We start from the raw sequence: 21,009 nt of genomic DNA on the forward strand, positions 1-21,009 counted from the left end.
TTCCACTGCAACCAAGGAGTCTCGTCATGAAAACCATCCTGATCACGGGCTGCTCTTCCGGCTACGGCCTGGAGACCGTTCGCCATTTCCACGCCAAGGGCTGGAACGTCGTCGCCACGATGCGCACCCCGCGTGCCGATCTCTTGCCGCTGTCGGCTCGGCTGCGTATGCTGCCGCTGGACGTGACCCGGCCTGAAAGCATCGCCCGGACACTGGAGGCCGCGGGGCCCATCGATGTGCTGGTGAACAACGCGGGGGTGGGTCTGTTCGGTGCCTTCGAGGCGACGCCCATGGAGACGGTGCGCGACATCTTCGACACCAACACCTTCGGCACGATGGCGATGACGCAGGCGGTCTTGCCGCAGCTCCGCGCGCGCCGGTCGGGCCTGGTGGTGAACGTGACTTCGAGCGCCACGCTGGCCCCCATGCCACTGGTGGCGGCCTACACCGCCAGCAAGACGGCCATCGAAGGGTTCACTGCGTCGCTGGCCTTCGAGCTGGAATCGTTCAACGTCCGCGTCAAGCTGATCGAGCCCGGATATGCGCCCACGACGCAGTTCACGGCGAATGGCGCGCAGCGAATGCAAGGGCTGATCCCGGATGCCTATGCGTCCCATGCCCAGTCGATCTTCGCCGCGCTGGGCCAGCCCGCGGCCGTCACGACCGCACCGGATGTGGCGCAAGCCGTATGGCATGCCGTGAACGATGCCTCTGCACGGCTGCGCTATGCCGCCGGTGCCGACGCGGTCGCGCTCGTGGGGCGGAACGCAGCGTGCGCCGGCATGATTGGCGACTGCGAGGTCGCGTCGTGATTGCGCTCGGATGAACGAGGGTAAAGGGATTTACCATGTCGACGGCCCCGCAATGCGGGAGAGTGGGCGGCAGTTTGCATGGGGCGAGGAAGGCGAAGGCCAGACCCCCTCAAACGCTCGGCACGCGTACCGGTCCCGACGAGGATGGAGGTTCCAACGATGCCAAGAGTCGCCATCATCGGATCCGGGCCGGGCGGCCTGATCGCGGCGCGCTACCTGCAATCCGAAGGCTTCGAGCCCGTGCTGTTCGAGCAGGCGCCATTGCCCGGCGGCCAGTGGAGCGGCGACGCGATCTGCAGCGGCGTATGGCCGTCGATGCGCACCAACACCAGCCGCGTGCTCACCCAGTTCAGCGACCTGCCGCATGCGCCGGGCCTCGCGGTCTATCCGTCCAGTCGCGAGATCGGCGACTACCTGCAGCTCTATGCGGACCGATTCGGCCTGACCGCGCAGATCCGTCTGCGCACCAAGGTGCGCGAGGTTGCGGCGGTGCCCGGGGGATGGGCCGTGCGCCATGACACGCGCGACGAAGAGATCTTCGAGAAAGCCGTGATCGCCTGTGGCCGCTTCCAGCATTCGCGGATTCCCGAGGTGCCGGGGCTGGCGTCGTTCTCGGGCAACGATGGCGTGGCGCATACCAGCGCCTACAAGCATCCCGAGCGCTACCGCGGCAAGCGCGTCCTCGTCGCGGGCTGCGCGATCAGTGCCCTCGAGATTGCCAGCGATCTTTGCATGCTCGGCGCGGCAAGGGTGGTCGTGTGCCACCGTCGGCAGCGCTATGTGTTGCCGAAGCTCGCGGCCGGGGTGCCTTCGGACCATCGCGTGTTCACGCGCTTCCAGGCGCTGGCGGAGGAGTCGCTGCCGCGCAGCGAATTCGGTGAGATGCTGAAGGAGCTGGTGGTGGGATGGGGCGGCAGTCCGGAACAGTTCGGTGCGCCAAAGCCCGCCGACAGCATCCTCGAGGCGGGCCTGACATTGAGCCAGCATTTTCTTCCGCTGGTGGCCGAGGGCCGCATCGAGGTGCGGCCGTGGTTCGACAGGGTCGAAGGCACGCGGGTCAGCTTCAGCGACGGGCGTGCGGAGACCTTCGACGGCATTCTGTTCGGCACCGGCTTCGAACTGAAAATGCCCTTCCTCGGCGCACCGATCCGCCGCACGCTCAACCTCGACGCCCAGCGGCTCGATCTTTATCAGCACACCTTCCATCCGCAGTTGCCCGGGCTTGCATTCGTGGGCCTCTGGGATCAGTCGGGCCCGATGTTTCCGCCGATCGAGTTGCAGGCCCGGTGGATGGCCTATGTGTGGAGCGGCGCCATCGCAGCGCCGACGCTGGAAGCGATGCACGTGGGCGTTGCCGAGTGCCGCGCGCGTGGCGCCCCACAGAAAACCAAGATGAACCTGATGGCCTTGCTGTTTGCGCGCGCCGCGGGCGTGGAGCCCGATCCGCAGCGCTGGCCTCAGCTTCGGCGTGCCCTGTTGTTCGGGCCGCTCGCGCCGGTTTCGTTTCGCCTCGAAGGTCGCGATGCGCTGCCGGATGCGGCCGACCGGTTTGCCGATGAAGCCAAGGCCTTCGGATGCATGCAGTCCTCGCAGTTTCAGGACTCCGAATTGCAGAAGCTGCGGCGACTGGCCTGCGTCGCGCAGTCTGCGCAGGTCGCCGCGTGGGCGGCTGCGCCACCGGTCGCACCATGATTCCGCGACGACTGCTTGCGCGGTGGCATGCATGCGTCCGCCTTGCCCCATGGCTGGCGGCTGCCCGGCATCATGCCGGGCAGTTGATGGCGCACAATGGCGTCCCCCCTGGCTCTCGCAAAAGGATTTCGACATGACACGTCTCGCCTGGATGATGCTGCTGCCCTTCCTGCTGGCGGCCTGCGCCTCGGGTTCCAAAGACGTCGAAAAGTCGGTGCAGCCCACGCTGGCGGCGGCCGAGGTCCCGAAAGTCAAGGCGCAGATTCTCGCCATGCGCGACAAGACGCTCGACCAACTCTTTGCCCAGAAGCCCGAGACTCGCGAGGAGTTGAGGAAGGCGGTCGGCTACGCGGTGTTCGACTCCTCGCAGATCAACGTCGTGCTCTTCGTCGGGGCGCGCGGCACAGGCGTGCTGGTCGACAACGCGACGCAGGCGCCTACCTTCATGCTGGCAACGCGCGCCGGTACGGGCCCGGGTATCGGCTACAAGGATTTCCGCCAGGTGATGGTCTTCAAGAACAAGGAAGTGTTCGACCAGTTTCGCAGACTCGGCGCTGACGTGGCTGCGTCGGCCGACGCCACGATGAAGCTGCGCTCCGAGGGTGCGTCCGCGGACCTGTCGACCTCCTTCAATCCCTTCATCTCCACCTACCAGTTCACCGACCAGGGCCTCTTGCTGCAGGCCAACTGGGGCGGCGCCGCCTTCGTGCCCTACGCGCAGTTGAACCAGCCCCAGTAACGCTCCGGGCCTTCGCTCTGTCGGATCGAAGGCGTCAGTGTGCGAAGCATCGCTTCCACCAGCAAGCCGGGGCGTTGCGCGCCTTCGACGATGACGGTGTCGTTGAATTGAAAGTTCGGCACGCCGTGCATGCCGAGCGCCGCCGCCGGAACGGGAAATCCGGCCACCTCATCGGGCTATGCTGGCGGCGCTTTCTTCAAGAGATGGTTGCTATGAACAAGAGACTTGCCGCTTCACTGGTGCTGGCCATGGCCGCGTGGAGTTCGTATGCCGCAGACCTCGGCATCGTCATCGCCGGGCCCGTGGTCAGGAAAAATCTTCCTTCCGGCTCCGGCATGGCCTGGCACGCGGGAAGGTACTTCGTGGTTGGGGACGATTCCCCCTATCTGTTCACGCTGAATCGCAAGTTCGCGATCACCGATCGTTCCCTGCTGCAGGACTTTCCGGTTCAAAAGAACGGCCGCATCGCCAAACACATCAAGCCGGACTACGAGGCGATGGCCACCGTGGCATGGAACGGGGCTGTCTGGAATCTGATCCTGGGCTCCGGCGGCAAGAAGGGGGCGCGGGAAACCGGCCTCCTGGTCGCCACGGATGGCAAGTCCGCCTCGCAGGTACGGGACATGGCCGTGCTCTACCGGGACTTCGCCGCGCTCGCGGGTTTCAAGGGCGGCCAGATGGTCAACATCGAGGCCCTGGCCGTGGCCCATGGCGATGCCTATTTCTTCAACCGGGGCAACGCCGACCGGAACCTCCTTTTCAAGGTGGCGCTCGACGACCTCATGGCCTACATGACCGGCAAGGCCGACAAGATCACGGAGATCCGCCTGCATGAGGCCAGGCTGCCGCAACTGCAGGGGATCGAGGCGGGATTCTCGGGTGCCGACTACTGGCCCGAGATCGACAGCCTGGTCTACAGCGCGTCCGTGGAGGGCTCCGACAACGCCTACGCCGACGGTGCGGTGCTGGGCAGCTACCTGGGGCTGATCCCCCTGTCCACGTTGAAAGATGGAGCGCCACTGGACCTGACCCGAAGCGCGCAGCGCCTGTCCAAGGCCGGAGTGCCGCTCAAGACCAAGGTGGAGTCCATCGCGCTGACGCACACGGGACGGCGTCGCGCCACCGGTGCCCTGGTCAGCGACAACGACGACGGCAGCAGCGAGTTCTTCGACGTCGTGTTGACCATCAAGCCTGCGCCGCTGCATTGATTGCACTCTGGAAGCGATCGGGTCTGCACGTCGTTGACCGTTGCCGGCCGACGCCCGGATTACGATAAGCTGAGTTCCAGCCACCAGCAGTCATATCAAGGCGGCGCCGGTACGGCTTCGCTCAAGCTGCTCCGACCATGCCAACCGAGGTCTTCGCCATGCTCCAAATGCGTCCCGGGTGCGAGTGTTGTGACCGAGACTTGCCGCCCGATTCGGCAGCCGCGCGGATTTGCTCCTTCGAGTGCACGTTCTGCAGCGATTGCGCCGGCCAGCGCCTGGGCGGAATCTGCCCGAACTGCGGCGGTGAGTTGCTTGCGCGTCCACGACGCTTGGCCAGCAAGCTCGAAAAATACCCGGCTTCGACCACGCGGGTGTTCAAGCCCGAAGGTTGCGCAGCCGCACCCTGAGCTTCACCCTGCCAAGCGCGGTCGCGTCGCCGACCGGACGTTTCCGCTCAACCTTCAAAAAAAAGAAGAACGATGAGACTGCGCACTCCCTTTCAGTTTTCGAGCGCCTCACAAGAGGTGCGGCCCGTGACTCCATGGCTGGCGGTGGCCGCGTTGCTCACTGCTTGCGGAGGAGGTGGCGGTGGAGGTGGAGGTGTCGTTGGCGGCACCGCGACCCCTGCCCCAGCCGCACAGACGTCCGCCCAACTGCCGGCCAAAGAGGCGCTCAATGCTCGAGCGCGAGGCCTGGAGCTCGACACGACCTACGTGCCGCCACCCGGCGATCCGCTGGAGCACCACACCGCCGGCTTTGCCAAGACGATGTGTTCGGCGGTGTTCATCACCGGGCTGGATCCCGATTTCGCGGCCGAGAGCGTCGGCTACTTCACGGCACCGTATGAACAACGCAAGAAGGTGGGAAAGCCGGTGATCGACCGTGCGCGGAAAGAAATCCGCATCACGATCCCGAACGGCCCGACCCTGGTCGCGCGCCACTTCGGCTCGCAGGGTTGCATCACCCTTCCGCCTGGCCAGGACGACGTCTTCTTCAAGCCGGTGGAGATCAAGAGCGCATTGCCGGATCCGGCGGAAGTACCCTGGCCGATGGGGGACGTGCTGCCCACCGACCCGCCACCGGCCGGCGTCGACATGGCGAAAATCGGCCAGGCCGTGGAGGCCGCGTTTGCGCCCGACGCGTACACCGAAGCGTTCGTGGTCACGCACAAGGGGCGGCTCGTTGGCGAGCGCTACACGAACGGCATCGGGATCACAACGCCGCTCCAGTCCTGGTCCATGGGCAAGAGCGTGGTTGGAACGATGATGGGCGTTCTTGTCCAGCAGGGCGTCTATCAGCTCGACCAGCCCGCGCCAATTCCCGAGTGGCAAGGCGCCGACGATGGCCGGCGGAAGATCCGCATCTCGGACATTCTTCGCATGTCGAGCGGGCTGCGCATCAAGGCGCCGGACGATCCGGACTTCGACCCCAACGGCTCCTACCCCGATCACCTCTACTTCTACACCGGACGGAACAACGCGTTCACTTACGCGGCGACCCGGCCTCAGCAGTGGCCCCCCAACACCGTGGGCCGCTACCGCAACACCGATCCGGTGCTTGCGAGCTACCTGATTCGCCTCGCAGTCGAAAAGCGCGGCGAGGACTACCTCTCGTTTCCACAGCGCCATCTCTTCGACAAGATCGGCATCCGCAGCATGGTGATGGAGACCGATCCCCACGGCAACTTTCTCACGCAAGGCTACGAGGCGATGTCGGGGCGCGATTGGGCGCGCCTGGGCAATCTCTACCTGCAGGACGGCGTATGGAAGGGTGAGCGGATCCTGCCGGAGGGGTTCGTGAACTTCGTGAGCACCGTCGCCCCCGCCTGGGCGGCGGACAAGCGCATGATCTACGGTGGCTTCTTCTGGATCAATGGAGCGGCGACCTATGCCGTGCCGCAGACCGCGTACTACATGTTGGGTGCGGGCGGCCAGTTCGTCTTCGTGGTTCCATCGCACGAGCTGGTCGTCGTACGCCTGGGCCACGACAAGGGGGAGCGCTCCGGAGTGACCAGCCTCAACAAGGCCCTTGCGCTGCTGATGGAAGCCGTGCCTCGCGCGCAGTAGCGAAAATCGCCGCATGCCCCACGCCGTCTCCCTCCTGCGCGCCGCCCGCCTGGCGCGCAGCGTCAAACCCTTTCTCGCCCGTGGTGGATTCAAGCGCGAGCGTTGCGCGGGCTGCCGGCTCGTCCCCAGCCATTGCATGTGTGCCTTGCGCCCGTCGGTGGCCACACGCGCAGGGGTGTGTCTGCTCATGGCCGATATCGAGCCACTCAAGCCAAGCAACACGGGCTGGCTGATCGCCGACGTGGTGGCCGATACCTTTGCCTTTGGCTGGGCGCGCACCGAAACCGACCCCGCACTTCTGGCCCTGCTGGGCGACCCGCAGTGGCAGCCCTACGTGGTGTTTCCGGGCCAGTATGCGGCGCCCGAGCGGGTGGTGCGCACCGTGCAGCCGCCTGAGACCCGCAGTGGTGTGACCGGAAAACGCCCGCTGTTCATCCTGCTGGACGCGACCTGGGCCGAGGCCCGCAAGATGTTCCGTCGAAGCCCTTACCTGGATCCACTGCCGGTGCTGAGCCTGCAGCCTGACCAGATATCGCACTACAAGCTGCGCCGCTCCGGCCGCGACGACCACTTCTGCACCAGCGAGGTGGCTGCCTTGTGCATGAACCTGGCGGGAGAACACCTTGCCGAGCAAACCTTGGAGGCCTACCTGGCGGTATTCACCCATCACTATCTGCATGCGAAGAACCAGCAGCCCATTGCCTGGGATGGCACGGCGCACCAGCGGTTGCGCGAGGTTTCTCTCTTGGGACAAGCATGAACATTCCCTCAAGCATCGCCACTTTCTGGGACGCCTTCTGCGCCGAGATGGGAGAAGACTGCGCCGCCCGGTTCTTCGAGGCGTTCCACTTCGATGACAACGAAGCCGATGCCGACGCACTTGCGGACCTGGTACTCGCAGGTGTCAAACGGGCCACTGCCAGTCTCGTCTGGTCGTTCGAGAATGCCGGCGGCTCGCCACCCAAGCCGGGCGCCCTCAGTGTGGTCACCTACTGGGACGGAAAGCCTGCATGCGTCATCGAGACGCTGAAGGTCGAGGTTGTGCCCTTCGAGCAAGTCGGCGCAGAGTTCGCCGCGAGCGAGGGGGAGGGCGATGGATCGCTGGCGTACTGGCGCCGCGTTCACTGGGCCTACTTCGGCCGCGAATGCGCGCGCCTGGGCCGAGAACCCAGTCAGGTCATGCCTGTTGCGTGCGAGCGGTTCAGAGTCGTCTACAGAGCCGGCACCTGAAGGTACGACCTCGTCGTGTTCGTGTCGCAAGGCTCCCGAAATCGGAAGCTAAGGTGTGCCACCTTTGCCTTGGTGTTCACGCGGCGGGCTCATGCTCCACGCGAAGCATTCCAAGCGCGCGAACCAGGTCTGGCACGCCACGGGCGGCCATCTTCACCAGCGCGTTGGCTCGATAGACCTTGACCGTGCGCGCGGAAATCTCAAGGGCCTGGGCGATTTCCTTGTTCCGATGCCCAGCGCCCACCAGGTGCGCCACTTCTTGTTCGCGCGGGGTGAGCGACGCGTAGCACATTCTCATTCTGCCCAGTCGCACTTGTCTTCTGTACCGCGTGAGTCCTTTGGCCATGGCATTGTCGATTGCGCTCACGAGCGCCGCATTGCCGAAGGGCTTCAGAAGCAGGTCGGAGGCGCCAGCCTTCATCACGGACACGACATCTGCCGGGCTCGGCCTTGTCGCGATGACGATGCCGGGAACACCACAATCCGCTCCCTGGGCCAGCAGCGCCAGAAGTTCGTTCGGCATTTCGCGAGCATCGATGTCGACGACCAGACAGCCTGCTTCGCCGCCAATGCCCGACTCCGCAAACGATTCCCAGCACGCGTGGGCGCGAACCCCATGCCCTTCATTCCGAAGGGTCTGATCCAGAGCCGTGTGAATTTCACCATCTACCCCGACCAGGCGAACGACCCCTCTGTCGCCCCCGGCTCCCATACAAACAATACTCACACTCGTCGCCACCCTCTAGGAATTCTCTGGCCTCGAAAGGGCCTCCAATAATAAAAAATAAAAATGGGGCACGCAGCCTGGCTGCCGATCAGGGATGACCGGCACGCCTAGAGGCGCGATCGCTGACGCGAAGCCCTCTCAGATTTGAATCAGAACGAATTGAAATCGGCCGCTCATTGGCCGCACGAGCACGTGCGTCATCGAGGAGCAAGTCCGCAACCAAAACCCAGGTGGCTCTGGAAGCTCAAAAGCGACGATCGGTTTGCCAATTCACCTCGCCACTGCGATTTCAACGCAGCCGTGAGTTTAACGCCGATCGAGTTGCGCACCGGATACGAAAGCCGCACCCGTCGAGGACGTGAATTGTGTCCTGTCAAAAAAAGCAGTACTTTTTGTTGCGGAATAATGCAACTACATGTATCTTTGCGCCCGTTTGCGCAGCGGCCCCGCCGTGTAGGGGCGGTGGGAACACAAGGCGTTCCTGGCCAGCAACGCAGCAAAACAACACAAACACATCTTGATGGAGACGAGTGAATGAGAAAGTGGATTCTTGCCGCCGGCATCCTGGCCGCGGCGACATTGGCATCTTGCGGCGGCGGCGGCGGCGGCGGTGGGGGAGGCGGCGGCATCGGTGGCATCACAGGCGTGGCCCCCAAGCCGGCCTTGACCGCGTCGGTGAAGATCAACGGGCAGGCCGCAACGGCCCAGAGCGCAGACCAGTACGCCGTGAAGCCCGGCGACACGGTGGAGATCACGCCCAGTCAGAGCGTCGCGTGGACCGGCAGCAGTTCGCCGGCCGGCATCACCGCCAAGGGCCTCGCCAGCACACTCACCCAATGGAGCGCGCAGCTGATCAACGAGACCTCCTCGCCGGCCACCTACACGGTGACCGCGTCGGCGGGCGCCGAAGCAGCAAACACCAAGGCGCTGCAATTCGTGGTGGCGGGCGCCGACCTGCGCAACGGAAGCTACAAGGCCTTCGCCACCAACGGAACCCGGCAAACGCTTGCGCTCGACTTCGACACCCGCGCCTACACCTGGACCGACAGCAACAACGCCGTGCTCGCCGGGACCTTTGCCGCGGATCCCAATGAGGCTGGCACGTATGTCTTCCAGTCCGCCCGGATCACCACCGCAGCGAACACCGCGCGCTTTCGTGTCAACCAGGACACCGTGATCGGCGCATTTCCCTTCGTCGTGACGCAATCGGCGACCGAGATCCATGCCATCCAGCCTTTCGTGGCCTCGCGAGCGCTGGAAACGCAGCAGGCGGCACTGGACGGCGTCTACAACCGCTTCGGCATCGACGTAGGCCCGACTGCGCAGAACTCCGATATCTCCCAGTTCGAGATCTCGGGAGGAGGCACCAAGCTCGTTCGCTGCAACGCCGCCAACATCTTCCGGATCGAACTCTGCCCGATCGCTGATCAGCAGACCTGGCAAATCTCCCCCGGCAGCGTGAGCGGCATGTGGACCATGGTTGAATCGGCCTCGCCTTCGAACACCGCCAACATCGCGCTGGCGCGCATCGGCGACCAGAAGATTTTCCTGATTGCCGGGAAGTCCGCGAGCGACCCGCGCACCGCCGTTTTCCGGATCGGCGTGCCCGAAGGCAATGCCTGGCCTGCCGGCACCGGCTACGGCTCCGCCACGCCGGGCTCGTGGGCCCGCGTACAGGTTTCGGCCAACAACACGTCGACGCGCAGCGGCGTCGCGACCGATGGCAGCGCGGTGCAGACCTCCAATGCTTTCAATGCGATGGGAGCCAGCCAACCGAATGGAATGCGCAGCTTGCCCAACGCGAGCACGGGCGCTTTCTACTTTGCGATGCAGGGCGCCAAGGTCTTCGCCATCATCGGTGCCAACGATCCCGCGCATGGCACCAATGGCTATCTGCAGATCAACTTGATGGATTGAGGCCACGGCTGGCTGCGACGGCCCGATCAGGACTTTCCCGGCAGTTCGCCGGCCCCCCCCAGCGCCTTCGACACCGCCACCAGGCCCAGCGCCAGCCGGCTCGTGCTTTCGGTGTACTCGCGCTGCGCCTGCAGCCAGGTGCGCTGGGCGTCGAGCTGAACCAGGAAATCGGTCAGGCCATGGTCGTAGCGCACGCGGGCCAGCTCCAGCGCGTCGCGGCTGCTGCGCTCCCGCACGGCCAGCTGCACGTTGCGCAGCCGCTCGGCCGAATAGACGCTCAATGCATCGTCGATCTCGTGCCAGGCCTTGAGCACGGTCTGCTGGTAGGCCACGGCGGCCTCCTGCTGCTGCTGCTCGCGCAGGGTCACGGTGGCGCGCCGGCGCCCGCCATCGAAGACCGGTATCTGCAGGCTGGGCCCGACGAACCACTGGCGGCTGCCCCATTCGCCGAAGGTGCTGGCCTCGACCGACTCGAAGCCGAAGTTGGCGCCGAGCGTGATGCGCGGATAGAGCTCCGCCACCGCAACGCCGATGTTCGCGGTGGCCGCATGCAGCTGCGCCTGGGCGAGCTGGATGTCGGGACGGCGCAGCGCCAGCTCCGAGGGCAGGCCGAGCGACAGGTCCGGCAGCGGGCGCTCGGTCGTGTCGGTCGGGCCGGCCAGCTGGGCCTGCAGCGCGCCGGGCCTCTCGCCTACGAGCAGCGTGATCTGGTTTGCGGCCACCGCCTCCTGCACCAGCAGTTGCGGCACGCGCGCGCGCAGATCGGCCGTCTGGGCCTTCTGCCGCGTCACGTCGAGGTCGGTCGTGAGGCCGGCGTCGGCGCGCGCCCTGACCAGTTCGAGCGTTTCCTCGGCCGCGGCGATGTCGGCGCGCGCGATGCGGATCTGGCGCTGTACCGCGCGCAGCTCGAAATAGTGGCGCGCGAGCTCGGCCTGCACGCTGAGCTGCACTTGCGCCAGCAGTGCCCGCGAGGCGGCGACGTTGGCATCGGCTGCCTCGATCGAGCGCCGCACGCGGCCCCAGACGTCGATCTCCCAGGAAGCGTCGAAGCCGGCCTGGAAGAGGTCGTGCGGTTCGCTCAGCGTCTGGATCAGCTGCTCGCGGTTGGCCGGGTTGAGGGCGCCGATCAGGCGCGTCGGATCGCCGTCCTCGCTCTGGCGTATGCGCCGCGCGCCGGCGCTGGCGTTGACCTGCGGCACCCGCTGCGACTGCACGACCAGCAGTTGCGTGCGGCTTTGCGCGAAGCGAAGCGCCGCGGTCTGCAGGTCGGGGCTGGCGGCCAGGGCGCGGGCCTCCAGCGCATCGAGCACCGGGTCGCCGAACATGGTCCAGGCGGCCGGCGGCGCCATGCTCGTGCGCTCGCGCTCCTGCGGCGCGATCAGCTCCGGCGAGCCGCCGTGCCAGGCCGAGAAGCTGGGCGGCGAGGCCGGCACTTCGGGCTTGAAATCGGGGCCGACGGCGCAGCCGGCCAGCATCAGCGCGGCCAGCCCCGCCGTGCGATGCAGTGAGCGAAGGGAGCTTGTCATGTCGGTGTCCTTGCAAGGGAGCGGCTCAGACCAGCCGATGGCGGAACAACCAGGCCGCCAGCGGCAGCGTGACGGCCGCGATCACCAGCAGCGGGATCAGGTTGTGCCAGACCGCGGCGAGCCCGACGCCTTCGAGATAGACCCGCTGCACCAGGTCGATCGCGAAGCGCAGCGGGTTGGCCAGCGTCGCGATCTGCAGCGCCTGCGGCATATTGCTGACAGGGGTCGTCAGGCCCGACAGCAGCATCATCGGCATGATCAGCACGAAGGTGTAGAGCATGGCCTGCTGCATGTTGGCCGACACCGCCGAGATCGACAGGCCGATGCCGACGCTGGCGACGGTGAAGCAGGCCAGGCCGGTGTAGAGCGTGAGGAAGGAGCCCGCCATCGGTACCCGGAACCACAGCAGCGTGATGAGCAGCACCAGGGTGGACTGCACGAGGCCGATCATCACCGGTGGAATGGCCTTGCCGATCATGATCTCGGTGGGCGACAGCGGCGTGACGAGCAACTGGTCGAAGGTGCCTTGCTCGCGCTCGCGCGCCACGGAGAGTGCGGTCAGCAGCAGGGTCTGGATCATGCTGAGCGCGGCGATCAGGCCGGGCATGAAGTTCCAGCGCGTTTCGAGGTTGGGGTTGAACCAGGCGCGCGATTCGATCGCGATCGGCGCCTGGCGCCCGCCGTGCTGCCGGCGCCATTCGTCGTTGAAGCTGGCCACGACCGAGCTCACGAAGCCCGCCGACGAGCCTGCGGTGTTGGAGTTGCGCGCATCGATGATGACCTGGATCGGTGCCGCCTCGCCCGCGTGGAGCTGCTGCGCGAACTGGGGCCCGATCTGGATCACGACCAGCGCGTCCTGCGCATTGACGATCGGCGCGATCTGCTCGGGCGAGGTGAGCGTCGCCGCGCGGCGGAAGACGCCGGTGCCGTCGAGCCTGGCGATGAGCGCGGTCGAGGCGCCGCTGCGGCTCTGGTCGAGCAGCGCGTAGTCGACGCGGCTCAGGTCGTAGGTGGCGGCATAGCCGAACAGCAGGCTTTGCATCAGCGCCGGCACGATCAGGATGACCCGGCTGGACGGGTCCTTGAGGATCGCCAGCAGCTCCTTGCGGCAGAGGTGGGCGACGCGCCGCACGAAGTCGATGAATGAGCCGTTCATGATCCTCAATCCAGCGTCTTGCGCGTGACAAAGCGCGCGACGCCGAGCAGCACCACCGCGTAGGCGATCAGGATCGCGCAGTTCCTGAAGATCAGCGACCATACGTTGCCCGCGAGGAACAACGTGCGCAGCAGCTCCATGAAGTAGGTCGCCGGCAGCGCCTGGCCCACGATGCGGACGACCATCGGCACGTTGCGCAGGTCGAACAGAAAGCCCGACAGCATCAGCGACGGCAGGAAGCTCGAGATCAGCGCCACCTGGCTCGCGAGGAACTGGTTGCGCGTGACGGACGAGATGACCAGGCCCACGGCCACCGCGACCAACAGATAGAGCATCGCGCTGACGACGAGCGCGATGAGCGAGCCATGCATCGGGACCTCGAACAGGAAGCGCGCGGCGATGAGGCACAGCAGCAGCCCGACCATGCCGATGCCGAAGTAGGGAATGATCTTCGCCAGCAGGATTTCCACCGGACGCACGGGCGTGACGAACAGGGCCTCCAGCGTGCCGCGCTCCCATTCGCGCGCCATCACGAGCGCGGTGAGAAAGGCGCCGACCAGCGTCATGATGAGCACGATCAGCCCCGGCACGAGGTACCAGGTGCTGGTGTTGGCGGCGTTGAACCACAGCCGCTGCTCGATGGTGACCGCGCCGACGCCGGGCGCCGCGACGGCGCCGCGGTCGGCCAGCCGCACCGCGTTCTGTGCCAGGGCACCGCTCGCGTAGCGCAGCACGATGCCGGCCTTGTTCGCATCGGCGCCGTGCACGATCACCTGGATGCTGGCGTCGCCGGCCGCGAGCCGGCGCGAGAAGTCGCCGGGCACGCGCACGATGCCGTCGACCTTGCGCTGGTGCATCAGCACCTCGGCCTCGTGCATCGAGGTCAGCATCACCGGCGAGATGTACGGCGTGAGCTGCAGGCCCGCGACCGCCTGCACGGCGGTGGGCGAGGTGTCTTCGAGCACCACGGCCATCGGCGCGTTCCTGACGTCGAGCGAGAGCCCGTAGCCGAAGATCAGGATCAGGATGATCGGCAGCAGGATGCCGATCGCGAGGCTGCTCGGGTCGCGCACCAGCTGCCGCGTCTCCTTGCGCGTGAGCGCGATCAGCCGTTGCCAGAAGCGGCTGTGGGCGGCCGGAGGCTGCGTGGGCGCGGTCATGGCGATGCTTTCGCGGCGTCGCGGGCCTGCGTCACGATGTCGATGAAGGCCTCTTCCATGCTGAGCCGGCTGTCGGGGGCGCTGCCCGCCTGCACGCGCACCTGCTGCGGCGTGCCGATGGCGAGCAGCTTGCCGGCGTCCTGGATCACGATGCGGTCGCAGTACTCCGCTTCTTCCATGAAGTGCGTGGTGATGATCACCGTCACGCCGGCCTCGGCCAGCGCCGTGATGCGGCGCCAGAACTCGCGCCGCGCCAGCGGATCGGTGCCGCTCGTGGGCTCGTCGAGAAACAGGATCTCCGGCTCGTGCAGCAGGCCGGTCGCCATCGCCAGACGTTGCTTGAAGCCGCCGGGCAGCTGGCCGCTGGTCGCATGCGCCTGGCCGAGCAGGTCGAATTGCTGCAGCACCGTCTGCATGCGCTCGCGAAGCCGCTGCCCGCGCAGGCCGTAGGCACCGCCGAAGAACTGGAGGTTCTCGGTGACGGTGAGGTTGCCGTAGAGCGCGAACCTCTGCGAGACGTAGCCGATCCGCCCGCGTGCCTGCGCGCGCGCGGTGCGCAGGTTCAGGCCGGCCACCTGCAGGAAGCCGCTGCTGGCCGGCAGCAGCCCGCAGAGCATGCGAAAGGTGGTGGTCTTGCCGGCGCCGTTGGGACCGAGCAGGCCGAAGATCTCGCCGCGCCGCACGTCGAATGTGGTGCTCGCAACGGCGGTGAAGTCGCCGAACTTGCGCACCAGGTCCTTCACCTGGATGACGATCTCCTGCGCGTCGGCGGCGGGCGGTGCCGACTGCGCGGGCGGGTGTGGGGCGGCCGTCGCGGCTGCGGCTTTCTGCTGCGTGCGCAGCAGCACCATGAAGCCGTCCTCCAGGCGCGCGGGCACGGGCGCCACCGGCGCGCCCGCGAGCAGGGCGTTCACGGACGCGGCCTGCGCCTCGGGCCGGCGGATGAAGCGCACTTCACCGCCTTGCGGCACGGCATCGATGATCGAAGCGGGCGCATCGAGCAGGCGCGCCTGCAAGGTGCGCGGCGCCGTGCCGCGAGGCGGCGTCGAGACGAAGCAGAAGCCGTTCGCGAGGTCGCGCAGCTGCTGCGGCGCGCCTTGCGCGATCAGCCGGCCGCCATGCAGCACGAAGACCTGCGCGCAGCGCTCGGCGTCGTCCAGGTAGGCGGTGCTGACGATCACGCTGAGGTGCTCTTGCTCGACCAGCTGCTGCACGATCTCCCAGAGCTCGCGCCGCGACAGCGGGTCGACGCCGACCGTGGGCTCGTCGAGCAGCAGCAGTTCGGGCGAGCGCACCAGGGTGCAGGCCAGGCCCAGCTTCTGCTTCATGCCACCCGAGAGCTTGCCGGCCGGGCGGGCCGTGAAGCGGCCCAGGTCGGTCATCGCCATCAGGCGCGCATAGCGCTCGCGCCGGGTTGCCTTGTCGACGCCGTGCAGGTCGGCATAGAGGTCGAGGTTTTCCTGCACGCTGAGGTCCTCGTAGAGGCCGAAGCGCTGCGGCATGTAGCTGATGCGGTCCTGCACCGCCTGCGGTTCGCTCGCCACGTCGATGCCCAGGACCTCGAGCCGGCCCTGGTCGGCGCGCATCAGCCCGGCCGCGAGCCGCAGCAAGGTGGTCTTGCCGGAGCCGTCCGGGCCGACCAGGGCGGCCAGCGTGCCGGCGGGGATCTCGAGCGAGACATCGTCGAGCGCCAGCGTGCCCTCGGCCGAGCCCTTCTGCGCAAAGCGCTTGCGCAGGCCGTGTCCCAGCAGCGCCGGCGCGGCGGGGTCCATCAGCGCGGACTCCCCGCCGTGAGCGCGTCGCCGTCCAGCGCGAGGCGCACCGTCACCGGCATGCCCAGCCGCAGGCGGTCGCCGGGGTCGTCGGCGAGCACGCGGATCTCATAGACCAGGCTGCTGCGCAGCTGCTCGGTCTGGACGGTCTTGGGCGTGAACTCGGCCACCGAGGAGATGTAGCCGACCTTGCCCTGGAGCGGCTCGCCGGGGTGGCTGTCGGTCGACAGCGTCGCGGCCATGCCCGGCCTGACGCGCCCGAGGTCCGCCTCGGTGACATAGGCGCGCACCCACTTGGGGTCGGTGATCGCGAGCGTGAAGACCGGCCGCTGCGGCGACGCCATGTCGCCCGGCTCCATCAGGCGCGCGCGCACCACCGCATCGATGGGCGCGCGCAGCCGGGCTTCCTGCAACTGGTGGCGGAGCACCGCGAGCGCCGCGGTGGCGACATCGAGCTGCGCCTGGGCCTGTGCGATGTCTTCCTTGCGCGGACCGGCGACCACCAACTGCTGCGCCTTGCGCGCGTTCTCGAGCTGCGCCTCGGCCACCTTCCGGCGCGCCTGCGAGGCGTCCAGGTCCTGCTGGCTGACCGCGCGCCCCGCGGTGGTCTGGCGGATCGATTGCAGCCGCTCGAGCTGCTGGCGGGCCAGCTCGGCCTCGGCCTGGGCGGCGGCGACCTGGGCGCGCGACTGCGCCACTTCCTCGGGCCGGCTGCCGGCCTTGAGGCGCTGCAGCACTTGCGACTGACCGGCGATCTGGGCTTCGGCCTGGGCCGCCTGCAGCTGCAGCGTGCGGGTGTCGAGTTCGCCCAGCACCTGCCCGGCCTTCACGCGGTCGCCTTCCTGGACCTCGAGCCGGGCGATGCGCTCGTTGCCATTGAAGGCCAGCGACACCTGCCGCAGGTCGACGTTGCCATAGAGCACCAGTGAGTGCGCATCGGCGGGCTGCCGGTGGAGGTACCAGGCCGCGAAAGCGGCGGCTGCCGCCAGGACGACGGCGCCTGCAAGGATCGGTTTCTTGTTCATGGTCTGCTCTCGCGCGCCGGAGTGCTGGGCGCCAAACCAGTGAGGCGCTCACGCCTGCCTCCGCAGCGTCCCGCCCATCGTGCCTGAAGTTGCCAGCGCCGCAAACGCCCAACCAGCCGTCCTTGACCAGGCTGCCGGCGAACTCCTCGGAAAACCGCCATCGCGGTCGCGCCGATGGCGCGCGGCGAGGATCTTTAGGCGCGGGCCCCCCGGGCGTTCACGGCGCCCGGTGACACAACGGCGCCTCGCGCCAAGACTAAGATGTCAGCCGCCATGCGCAATCCTCGACATCGCACAGGTCCGCCGCGCCTCCGGGTGTGGGTGCTGTGGCTCGCGTTGTTGCTGCCCTTGGCCCAGCTCGCCGCCGGCGTGCATGCCTTGTCGCACACCGTCGACCCGATCGGCGGCAAAGGGCCACCCCCGTCTTCCACATGTGATCTTTGCCTGACGGCGGCCGCTTTGCATGGCGGCGCGCTCCGCTCCGAGCCGCCGTGCCTTCCTTGTTCCATCGCCCGCTACGAGGCACCGCAAGGAGCCTCTGGAGGCGCCTGGCAGGAGCTGCTGGCCCCTGCCTACAGGAGTCGAGCCCCGCCGCACGCTTCGCTCTGATTGTTGACCGACCCGCCTTTCTCCGGGCGGACGCATTCCAACGTCTTTGCCATGAGCGTCGATAAATGAACCAGCTCTATCGGGCGAGCCTCGCGCTCGCCTTCGTCGTGCCCCTCGCCGCGATGGCCGAATCCTCGCCTTCCGATGTCGAAGCGCTGCGACGAGAGATCAACGCGATGCGCGCGGACTACGAGGCGCGCCTCCAGGCACTCGAACAACGAGTGAAGGCAGCCGAAGCGGCATCGTCCGCCACCAGCGCAGCCTCGGCCGCAACTGCACCCGTAACTGCACCCGCAACAGCCGCGCCACAACCGCCAGCGCCTCCGCCAGCAAGCGCGGTGGCTTCCACCGGCGCCGGCGCCAACGCGTTCAATCCGTCGCTGTCGTTGATTCTCTCGGGCGGCTACATCGACACGTCGCAGGATCCGGCGAAGTACGCGATCACCGGTTTCCCGCTGCCGGCGGGCGCTTCGATCGGTCCCGGCACGCGCGGTTTCAGCCTGGGCGAGACCGAACTGGGTTTCGCGGCCAACATCGATCCATGGCTGCGGGGCGCGGCCAGCATCGCGCTCGAGTCCGACAACTCCGTGTCGATCGAGGAGGCTTTCATCCAGACGACCTCGCTCGGCAACGGGCTCTCGGTCAAGGCGGGGCGCTTCTTCTCGAACATCGGCTATCTCAACCCGCAGCACGCGCATACCTGGGACTTCGCGGACAACCCGCTGGCCTACCAGGCCATGCTGGGCACCCAGTACATCAACAACGGGCTGCAGATGAGCTGGGTGGCTCCGATCGAGCACTACGTCGAGCTCAGCGCCGAGGTTGGAGGCAGCAGCAGCTACCCCGGCACCGCGCCGAGCAGCAATGGCGCCGGGATGAGCGCGTTGGCCCTGCACACCGGTGGCGACATCGGCGAAAGCAACAACTGGCGCGCGGGCGTTTCGGTGCTGAACGCGAAGGCCACCGACCAGCGACTGGTCGCGATCAACGCAGTCGGATTCCCGGTCAATGATGTCTTCAGCGGCGACACGCGCGTCTGGATCGTCGACGGCGTCTGGAAATGGGCTCCCGACGGCAACGCCACGCGGACCAACTTCAAGCTCCAGGGCGAGTACCTGCACAGCACGCGCGACGGCAACCTGCTCCACGACGTCGGCTTCTCGGATGCCTTCGGCAACTACCGCGTGGCTCAGTCGGGCTGGTACGTGCAAGGGGTCTACCAGTTCATGCCGAACTGGCGCATCGGCCTGCGCACCGAACGGCTCGACCCCGGCACGCCGACCTTCGGACCCGCCACGATCGCGTTTCTCGGCAACTATCGCCCGAGCAAGAACTCGGTGATGCTCGACTTCAACCCCAGCGAGTTCTCCCGCATCCGGCTGCAGTTCGCGCAGGACCGTGCGCAGATCGGGCATGTCGACAACCAGGTCTTCCTGCAATACCAGATGAGCCTGGGCGCGCACGGCGCGCACAGCTACTGACGGCACCTTTCCCATCCCAAGCGAAACACAAGGCAAACGCCATGAACCTCCATCGCCTCTCCCTCGTTTCACTGATTGCCGCGCCGCTGCTGCTGCTGACAGCTCCCGCCCACGCGGCGCTTCGTGTCTTCGCCTGCGAGCCCGAGTGGGGCGCGCTGGCCAAGGAGCTGGGCGGCAGCCTCGTCGAGGTGTCGGTCGCCACCAACGCGTTGCAGGATCCGCACCAGATCCAGGCCAAGCCGAGCCTGATCTCCCGCGCACGCGGCGCCGACCTCGTCGTCTGCACCGGCGCCGAGCTCGAGATCGGATGGCTGCCCGTGCTGCTGCAGCAATCCGGCAACGCCAAGGTGCAGCCCGGCCAACCGGGCAACTTCGCGGCTGCCGACTACGTGCGCAAGCTCGAAGTCCCCACGCAGGTCGACCGCTCGCAAGGCGACGTGCACGCTGCGGGCAATCCGCACATCCAGACCGACCCGCGCAACATCGCGGCGGTGGCTGCCGCCCTCGGCACGCGCCTGCAGCAGATCGACGCCGCGAACGCCCCGGAGTACGCGAGGAACCAGGCCGATTTTTCAGCGCGTTGGCAGCAAGCCATCGGGCGCTGGTCGGCGCAGGCCGCGCCGCTCAAGGGCGCGTCCGTGGTCTCTCAGCACAACGCCTTCGTCTATCTCTACGACTGGCTCGGATTGAAGGAGGTGGCCGTGCTCGAACCCAAGCCCGGCGTCGAGCCGTCGGCATCGCACCTGCAGGAGGTCCAGGCCAAACTGAAGGGCACGCCGCCGCGCATGGTGGTCTATGCCGCCTATCAGGACTCGCGCCCGTCGGACTGGCTCAGCAAGAACGCCGGCATCCCGGCAGTGAAGCTGCCCTTCACGGTGGGTGGCACCGAGGGCGCGAAGGACCTGTTCGGGCTCTTCGACGACACGCTGGCTCGATTGCTCGGCGCCGGGACCAAATCGTGAACTGGAACGCACTCGACTGGAGCATCCTCGGCCCGGCCTTGATCGCCGGCGTGCTGGTGCTGGCGACCCATGTGCCCCTCGGCATGCAGGTGCTGGACCGCGGCATCGTCTTCATCGACCTCGCGATCGCGCAAATTGCCGGACTGGGGGTCATTGCCGCCGACGCGCTGGGCATGCCCGAGGGTGGCATCGTGGTGCAGCTGGCCGCGGTGACCGCAGCCTTGCTCGGGGCCTGGCTATTGACCTGGACCGAGCGGCGCGCGCCGCAGCAGCAGGAGGCGCTGATCGGCGTGATGTTCGTACTCGCCGCTTGCGCAGGCATCCTGCTGCTGTCGAGCAATCCGCATGGCGGCGAGCACCTGAAGGACCTGCTCGTCGGGCAGATCCTGTGGGTCGACCTGACGCAACTGCTGTGGCTGGGCGGCGTCTCGGCCGTGTTGCTGCTCGCACTGGGCCTGGGTTGGGTGCAACGGCTCGGCCGCTTCGGCTTCTATGCGGCGTTTGCGCTGGCCGTCACGGCTTCGGTGCAACTCGTCGGGGTCTACCTGGTGTTCTCCAGCCTCATCATTCCGGCGCTCGGCACGCGCAGGCCCCGCGGAGCGAGGCAGCTTTGGATCGGCTATGGAATCGGGGTGGCCGGCTACGCGTTGGGCCTCGCGCTTTCGGCCTTGTTCGACCTGCCGTCGGGCGCAGTGATCGTGTGGGCCTTGGGCGTGTGTGCGCTCATGGTGGTGTTGGCCCTGCGCGGAAGGCCGGACTCCGAGCCCGCGCCAGTGGATCCGGCGAGTCAAGTCCACTGATCGGCGACCAGACCGGCCACAGCGGTGACGATCGTGCGTCGACCTGCCGGCGCTCGCGAACGGGGTGGCGGCGTGATGAAAGGACCTATGATCCACGCCCCCCGCAACCCGATTTGAGCACCTGCTG

Annotated in this window: 18 protein-coding genes; 12 read left to right on the forward strand and 6 right to left on the reverse strand. The window is 67.1% G+C overall.

Going from position 1 to position 21,009, the window contains the following annotated elements; all coding sequences use genetic code 11:
• Positions 1–26 precede the first annotated feature (26 nt).
• The 8 genes from AC1D2O_RS23140 to AC1D2O_RS23175 all read left to right on the forward strand — a co-directional run bounded on the left by AC1D2O_RS23140 (position 27) and on the right by AC1D2O_RS23175 (position 7,747).
• A complete protein-coding gene (locus AC1D2O_RS23140) occupies positions 27–812 on the forward strand; it encodes an SDR family oxidoreductase (protein WP_478085795.1) in 786 nt (261 codons plus the stop codon).
• A gap of 159 nt (positions 813–971) precedes the next feature.
• Positions 972–2,504 carry a flavin-containing monooxygenase gene (locus AC1D2O_RS23145; protein WP_478085797.1) on the forward strand — a complete coding sequence of 511 codons (1,533 nt, stop codon included), beginning with the start codon at positions 972–974 and terminating at the stop codon, positions 2,502–2,504.
• A 133-nt stretch (positions 2,505–2,637) separates the two neighbouring features.
• The gene (locus tag AC1D2O_RS23150; protein WP_478085798.1) at positions 2,638–3,243 is read left to right on the forward strand and encodes a lipid-binding SYLF domain-containing protein; all 606 of its coding nucleotides are present in this window, start codon (positions 2,638–2,640) and stop codon (positions 3,241–3,243) included.
• A gap of 74 nt (positions 3,244–3,317) precedes the next feature.
• Positions 3,318–4,451 carry a DUF6929 family protein gene (locus AC1D2O_RS23155; protein ID WP_478085799.1) on the forward strand — a complete coding sequence of 378 codons (1,134 nt, stop codon included), beginning with the start codon at positions 3,318–3,320 and terminating at the stop codon, positions 4,449–4,451.
• 158 nt (positions 4,452–4,609) lie between these two features.
• A complete protein-coding gene (locus AC1D2O_RS23160) occupies positions 4,610–4,858 on the forward strand; it encodes a DUF1272 domain-containing protein (protein WP_478085813.1) in 249 nt (82 codons plus the stop codon).
• A gap of 126 nt (positions 4,859–4,984) precedes the next feature.
• The gene (locus tag AC1D2O_RS23165) at positions 4,985–6,517 is read left to right on the forward strand and encodes a serine hydrolase domain-containing protein (RefSeq protein WP_478085801.1); all 1,533 of its coding nucleotides are present in this window, start codon (positions 4,985–4,987) and stop codon (positions 6,515–6,517) included.
• A gap of 13 nt (positions 6,518–6,530) precedes the next feature.
• Positions 6,531–7,277, forward strand: coding sequence for a tRNA-uridine aminocarboxypropyltransferase (locus tag AC1D2O_RS23170; RefSeq protein ID WP_478157962.1), 747 nt, complete (start codon positions 6,531–6,533; stop codon positions 7,275–7,277).
• Complete coding sequence (locus AC1D2O_RS23175; RefSeq protein ID WP_478085803.1) at positions 7,274–7,747, forward strand: ASCH domain-containing protein; 474 nt, start codon at positions 7,274–7,276, stop codon at positions 7,745–7,747. The genes AC1D2O_RS23170 and AC1D2O_RS23175 overlap by 4 nt, the downstream gene beginning before the upstream one ends.
• A gap of 76 nt (positions 7,748–7,823) precedes the next feature.
• Here the strand turns inward: AC1D2O_RS23175 and AC1D2O_RS23180 are convergent, their stop codons facing one another.
• Positions 7,824–8,270 carry a response regulator transcription factor gene (locus AC1D2O_RS23180; protein ID WP_478085805.1) on the reverse strand — a complete coding sequence of 149 codons (447 nt, stop codon included), beginning with the start codon at positions 8,268–8,270 and terminating at the stop codon, positions 7,824–7,826.
• A 738-nt stretch (positions 8,271–9,008) separates the two neighbouring features.
• Between AC1D2O_RS23180 and AC1D2O_RS23185 the strand changes: the two genes are divergently transcribed.
• Positions 9,009–10,391 (forward strand): hypothetical protein, encoded by a 1,383-nt coding sequence (locus tag AC1D2O_RS23185; protein WP_478085806.1) that lies wholly within the window; start codon positions 9,009–9,011, stop codon positions 10,389–10,391.
• A gap of 26 nt (positions 10,392–10,417) precedes the next feature.
• Here the strand turns inward: AC1D2O_RS23185 and AC1D2O_RS23190 are convergent, their stop codons facing one another.
• Genes AC1D2O_RS23190 through AC1D2O_RS23210 form a run of 5 tightly spaced genes read right to left on the reverse strand, consistent with a single transcriptional unit; the run spans position 10,418 to position 17,030 of the window.
• A complete protein-coding gene (locus AC1D2O_RS23190) occupies positions 10,418–11,917 on the reverse strand; it encodes an efflux transporter outer membrane subunit (protein ID WP_478157963.1) in 1,500 nt (499 codons plus the stop codon).
• 25 nt (positions 11,918–11,942) lie between these two features.
• Complete coding sequence (locus tag AC1D2O_RS23195; protein ID WP_478085808.1) at positions 11,943–13,073, reverse strand: ABC transporter permease; 1,131 nt, start codon at positions 13,071–13,073, stop codon at positions 11,943–11,945.
• Positions 13,074–13,078: 5 nt separating this feature from the next.
• On the reverse strand, positions 13,079–14,233 hold the full coding sequence (locus tag AC1D2O_RS23200; RefSeq protein WP_478157964.1) for an ABC transporter permease: 1,155 nt from the start codon (positions 14,231–14,233) through the stop codon (positions 13,079–13,081).
• A complete protein-coding gene (locus AC1D2O_RS23205; protein WP_478157965.1) occupies positions 14,230–16,005 on the reverse strand; it encodes an ATP-binding cassette domain-containing protein in 1,776 nt (591 codons plus the stop codon). Before AC1D2O_RS23205 ends, AC1D2O_RS23200 begins: the two co-directional genes overlap by 4 nt.
• Positions 16,005–17,030 (reverse strand): HlyD family secretion protein, encoded by a 1,026-nt coding sequence (locus AC1D2O_RS23210; RefSeq protein WP_478090404.1) that lies wholly within the window; start codon positions 17,028–17,030, stop codon positions 16,005–16,007. The genes AC1D2O_RS23205 and AC1D2O_RS23210 overlap by 1 nt, the downstream gene beginning before the upstream one ends.
• Before the next feature lie 674 nt (positions 17,031–17,704).
• On the opposite strand from AC1D2O_RS23210, the gene AC1D2O_RS23215 reads away from it, so the two are divergent.
• The 3 genes from AC1D2O_RS23215 to AC1D2O_RS23225 are packed head-to-tail and all read left to right on the forward strand — an operon-like array spanning position 17,705 to position 20,882.
• Entirely contained in the window at positions 17,705–19,120 is a 1,416-nt protein-coding gene (locus AC1D2O_RS23215; RefSeq protein WP_478090405.1) for a hypothetical protein, read from the forward strand.
• A 41-nt stretch (positions 19,121–19,161) separates the two neighbouring features.
• Complete coding sequence (locus AC1D2O_RS23220) at positions 19,162–20,082, forward strand: metal ABC transporter substrate-binding protein (RefSeq protein WP_478090406.1); 921 nt, start codon at positions 19,162–19,164, stop codon at positions 20,080–20,082.
• Positions 20,079–20,882, forward strand: coding sequence for a metal ABC transporter permease (locus AC1D2O_RS23225; RefSeq protein WP_478090407.1), 804 nt, complete (start codon positions 20,079–20,081; stop codon positions 20,880–20,882). The genes AC1D2O_RS23220 and AC1D2O_RS23225 overlap by 4 nt, the downstream gene beginning before the upstream one ends.
• Positions 20,883–21,009: the final 127 nt, after the last annotated feature.

Source organism: Variovorax sp. P1_G12 (genome assembly GCF_056405555.1).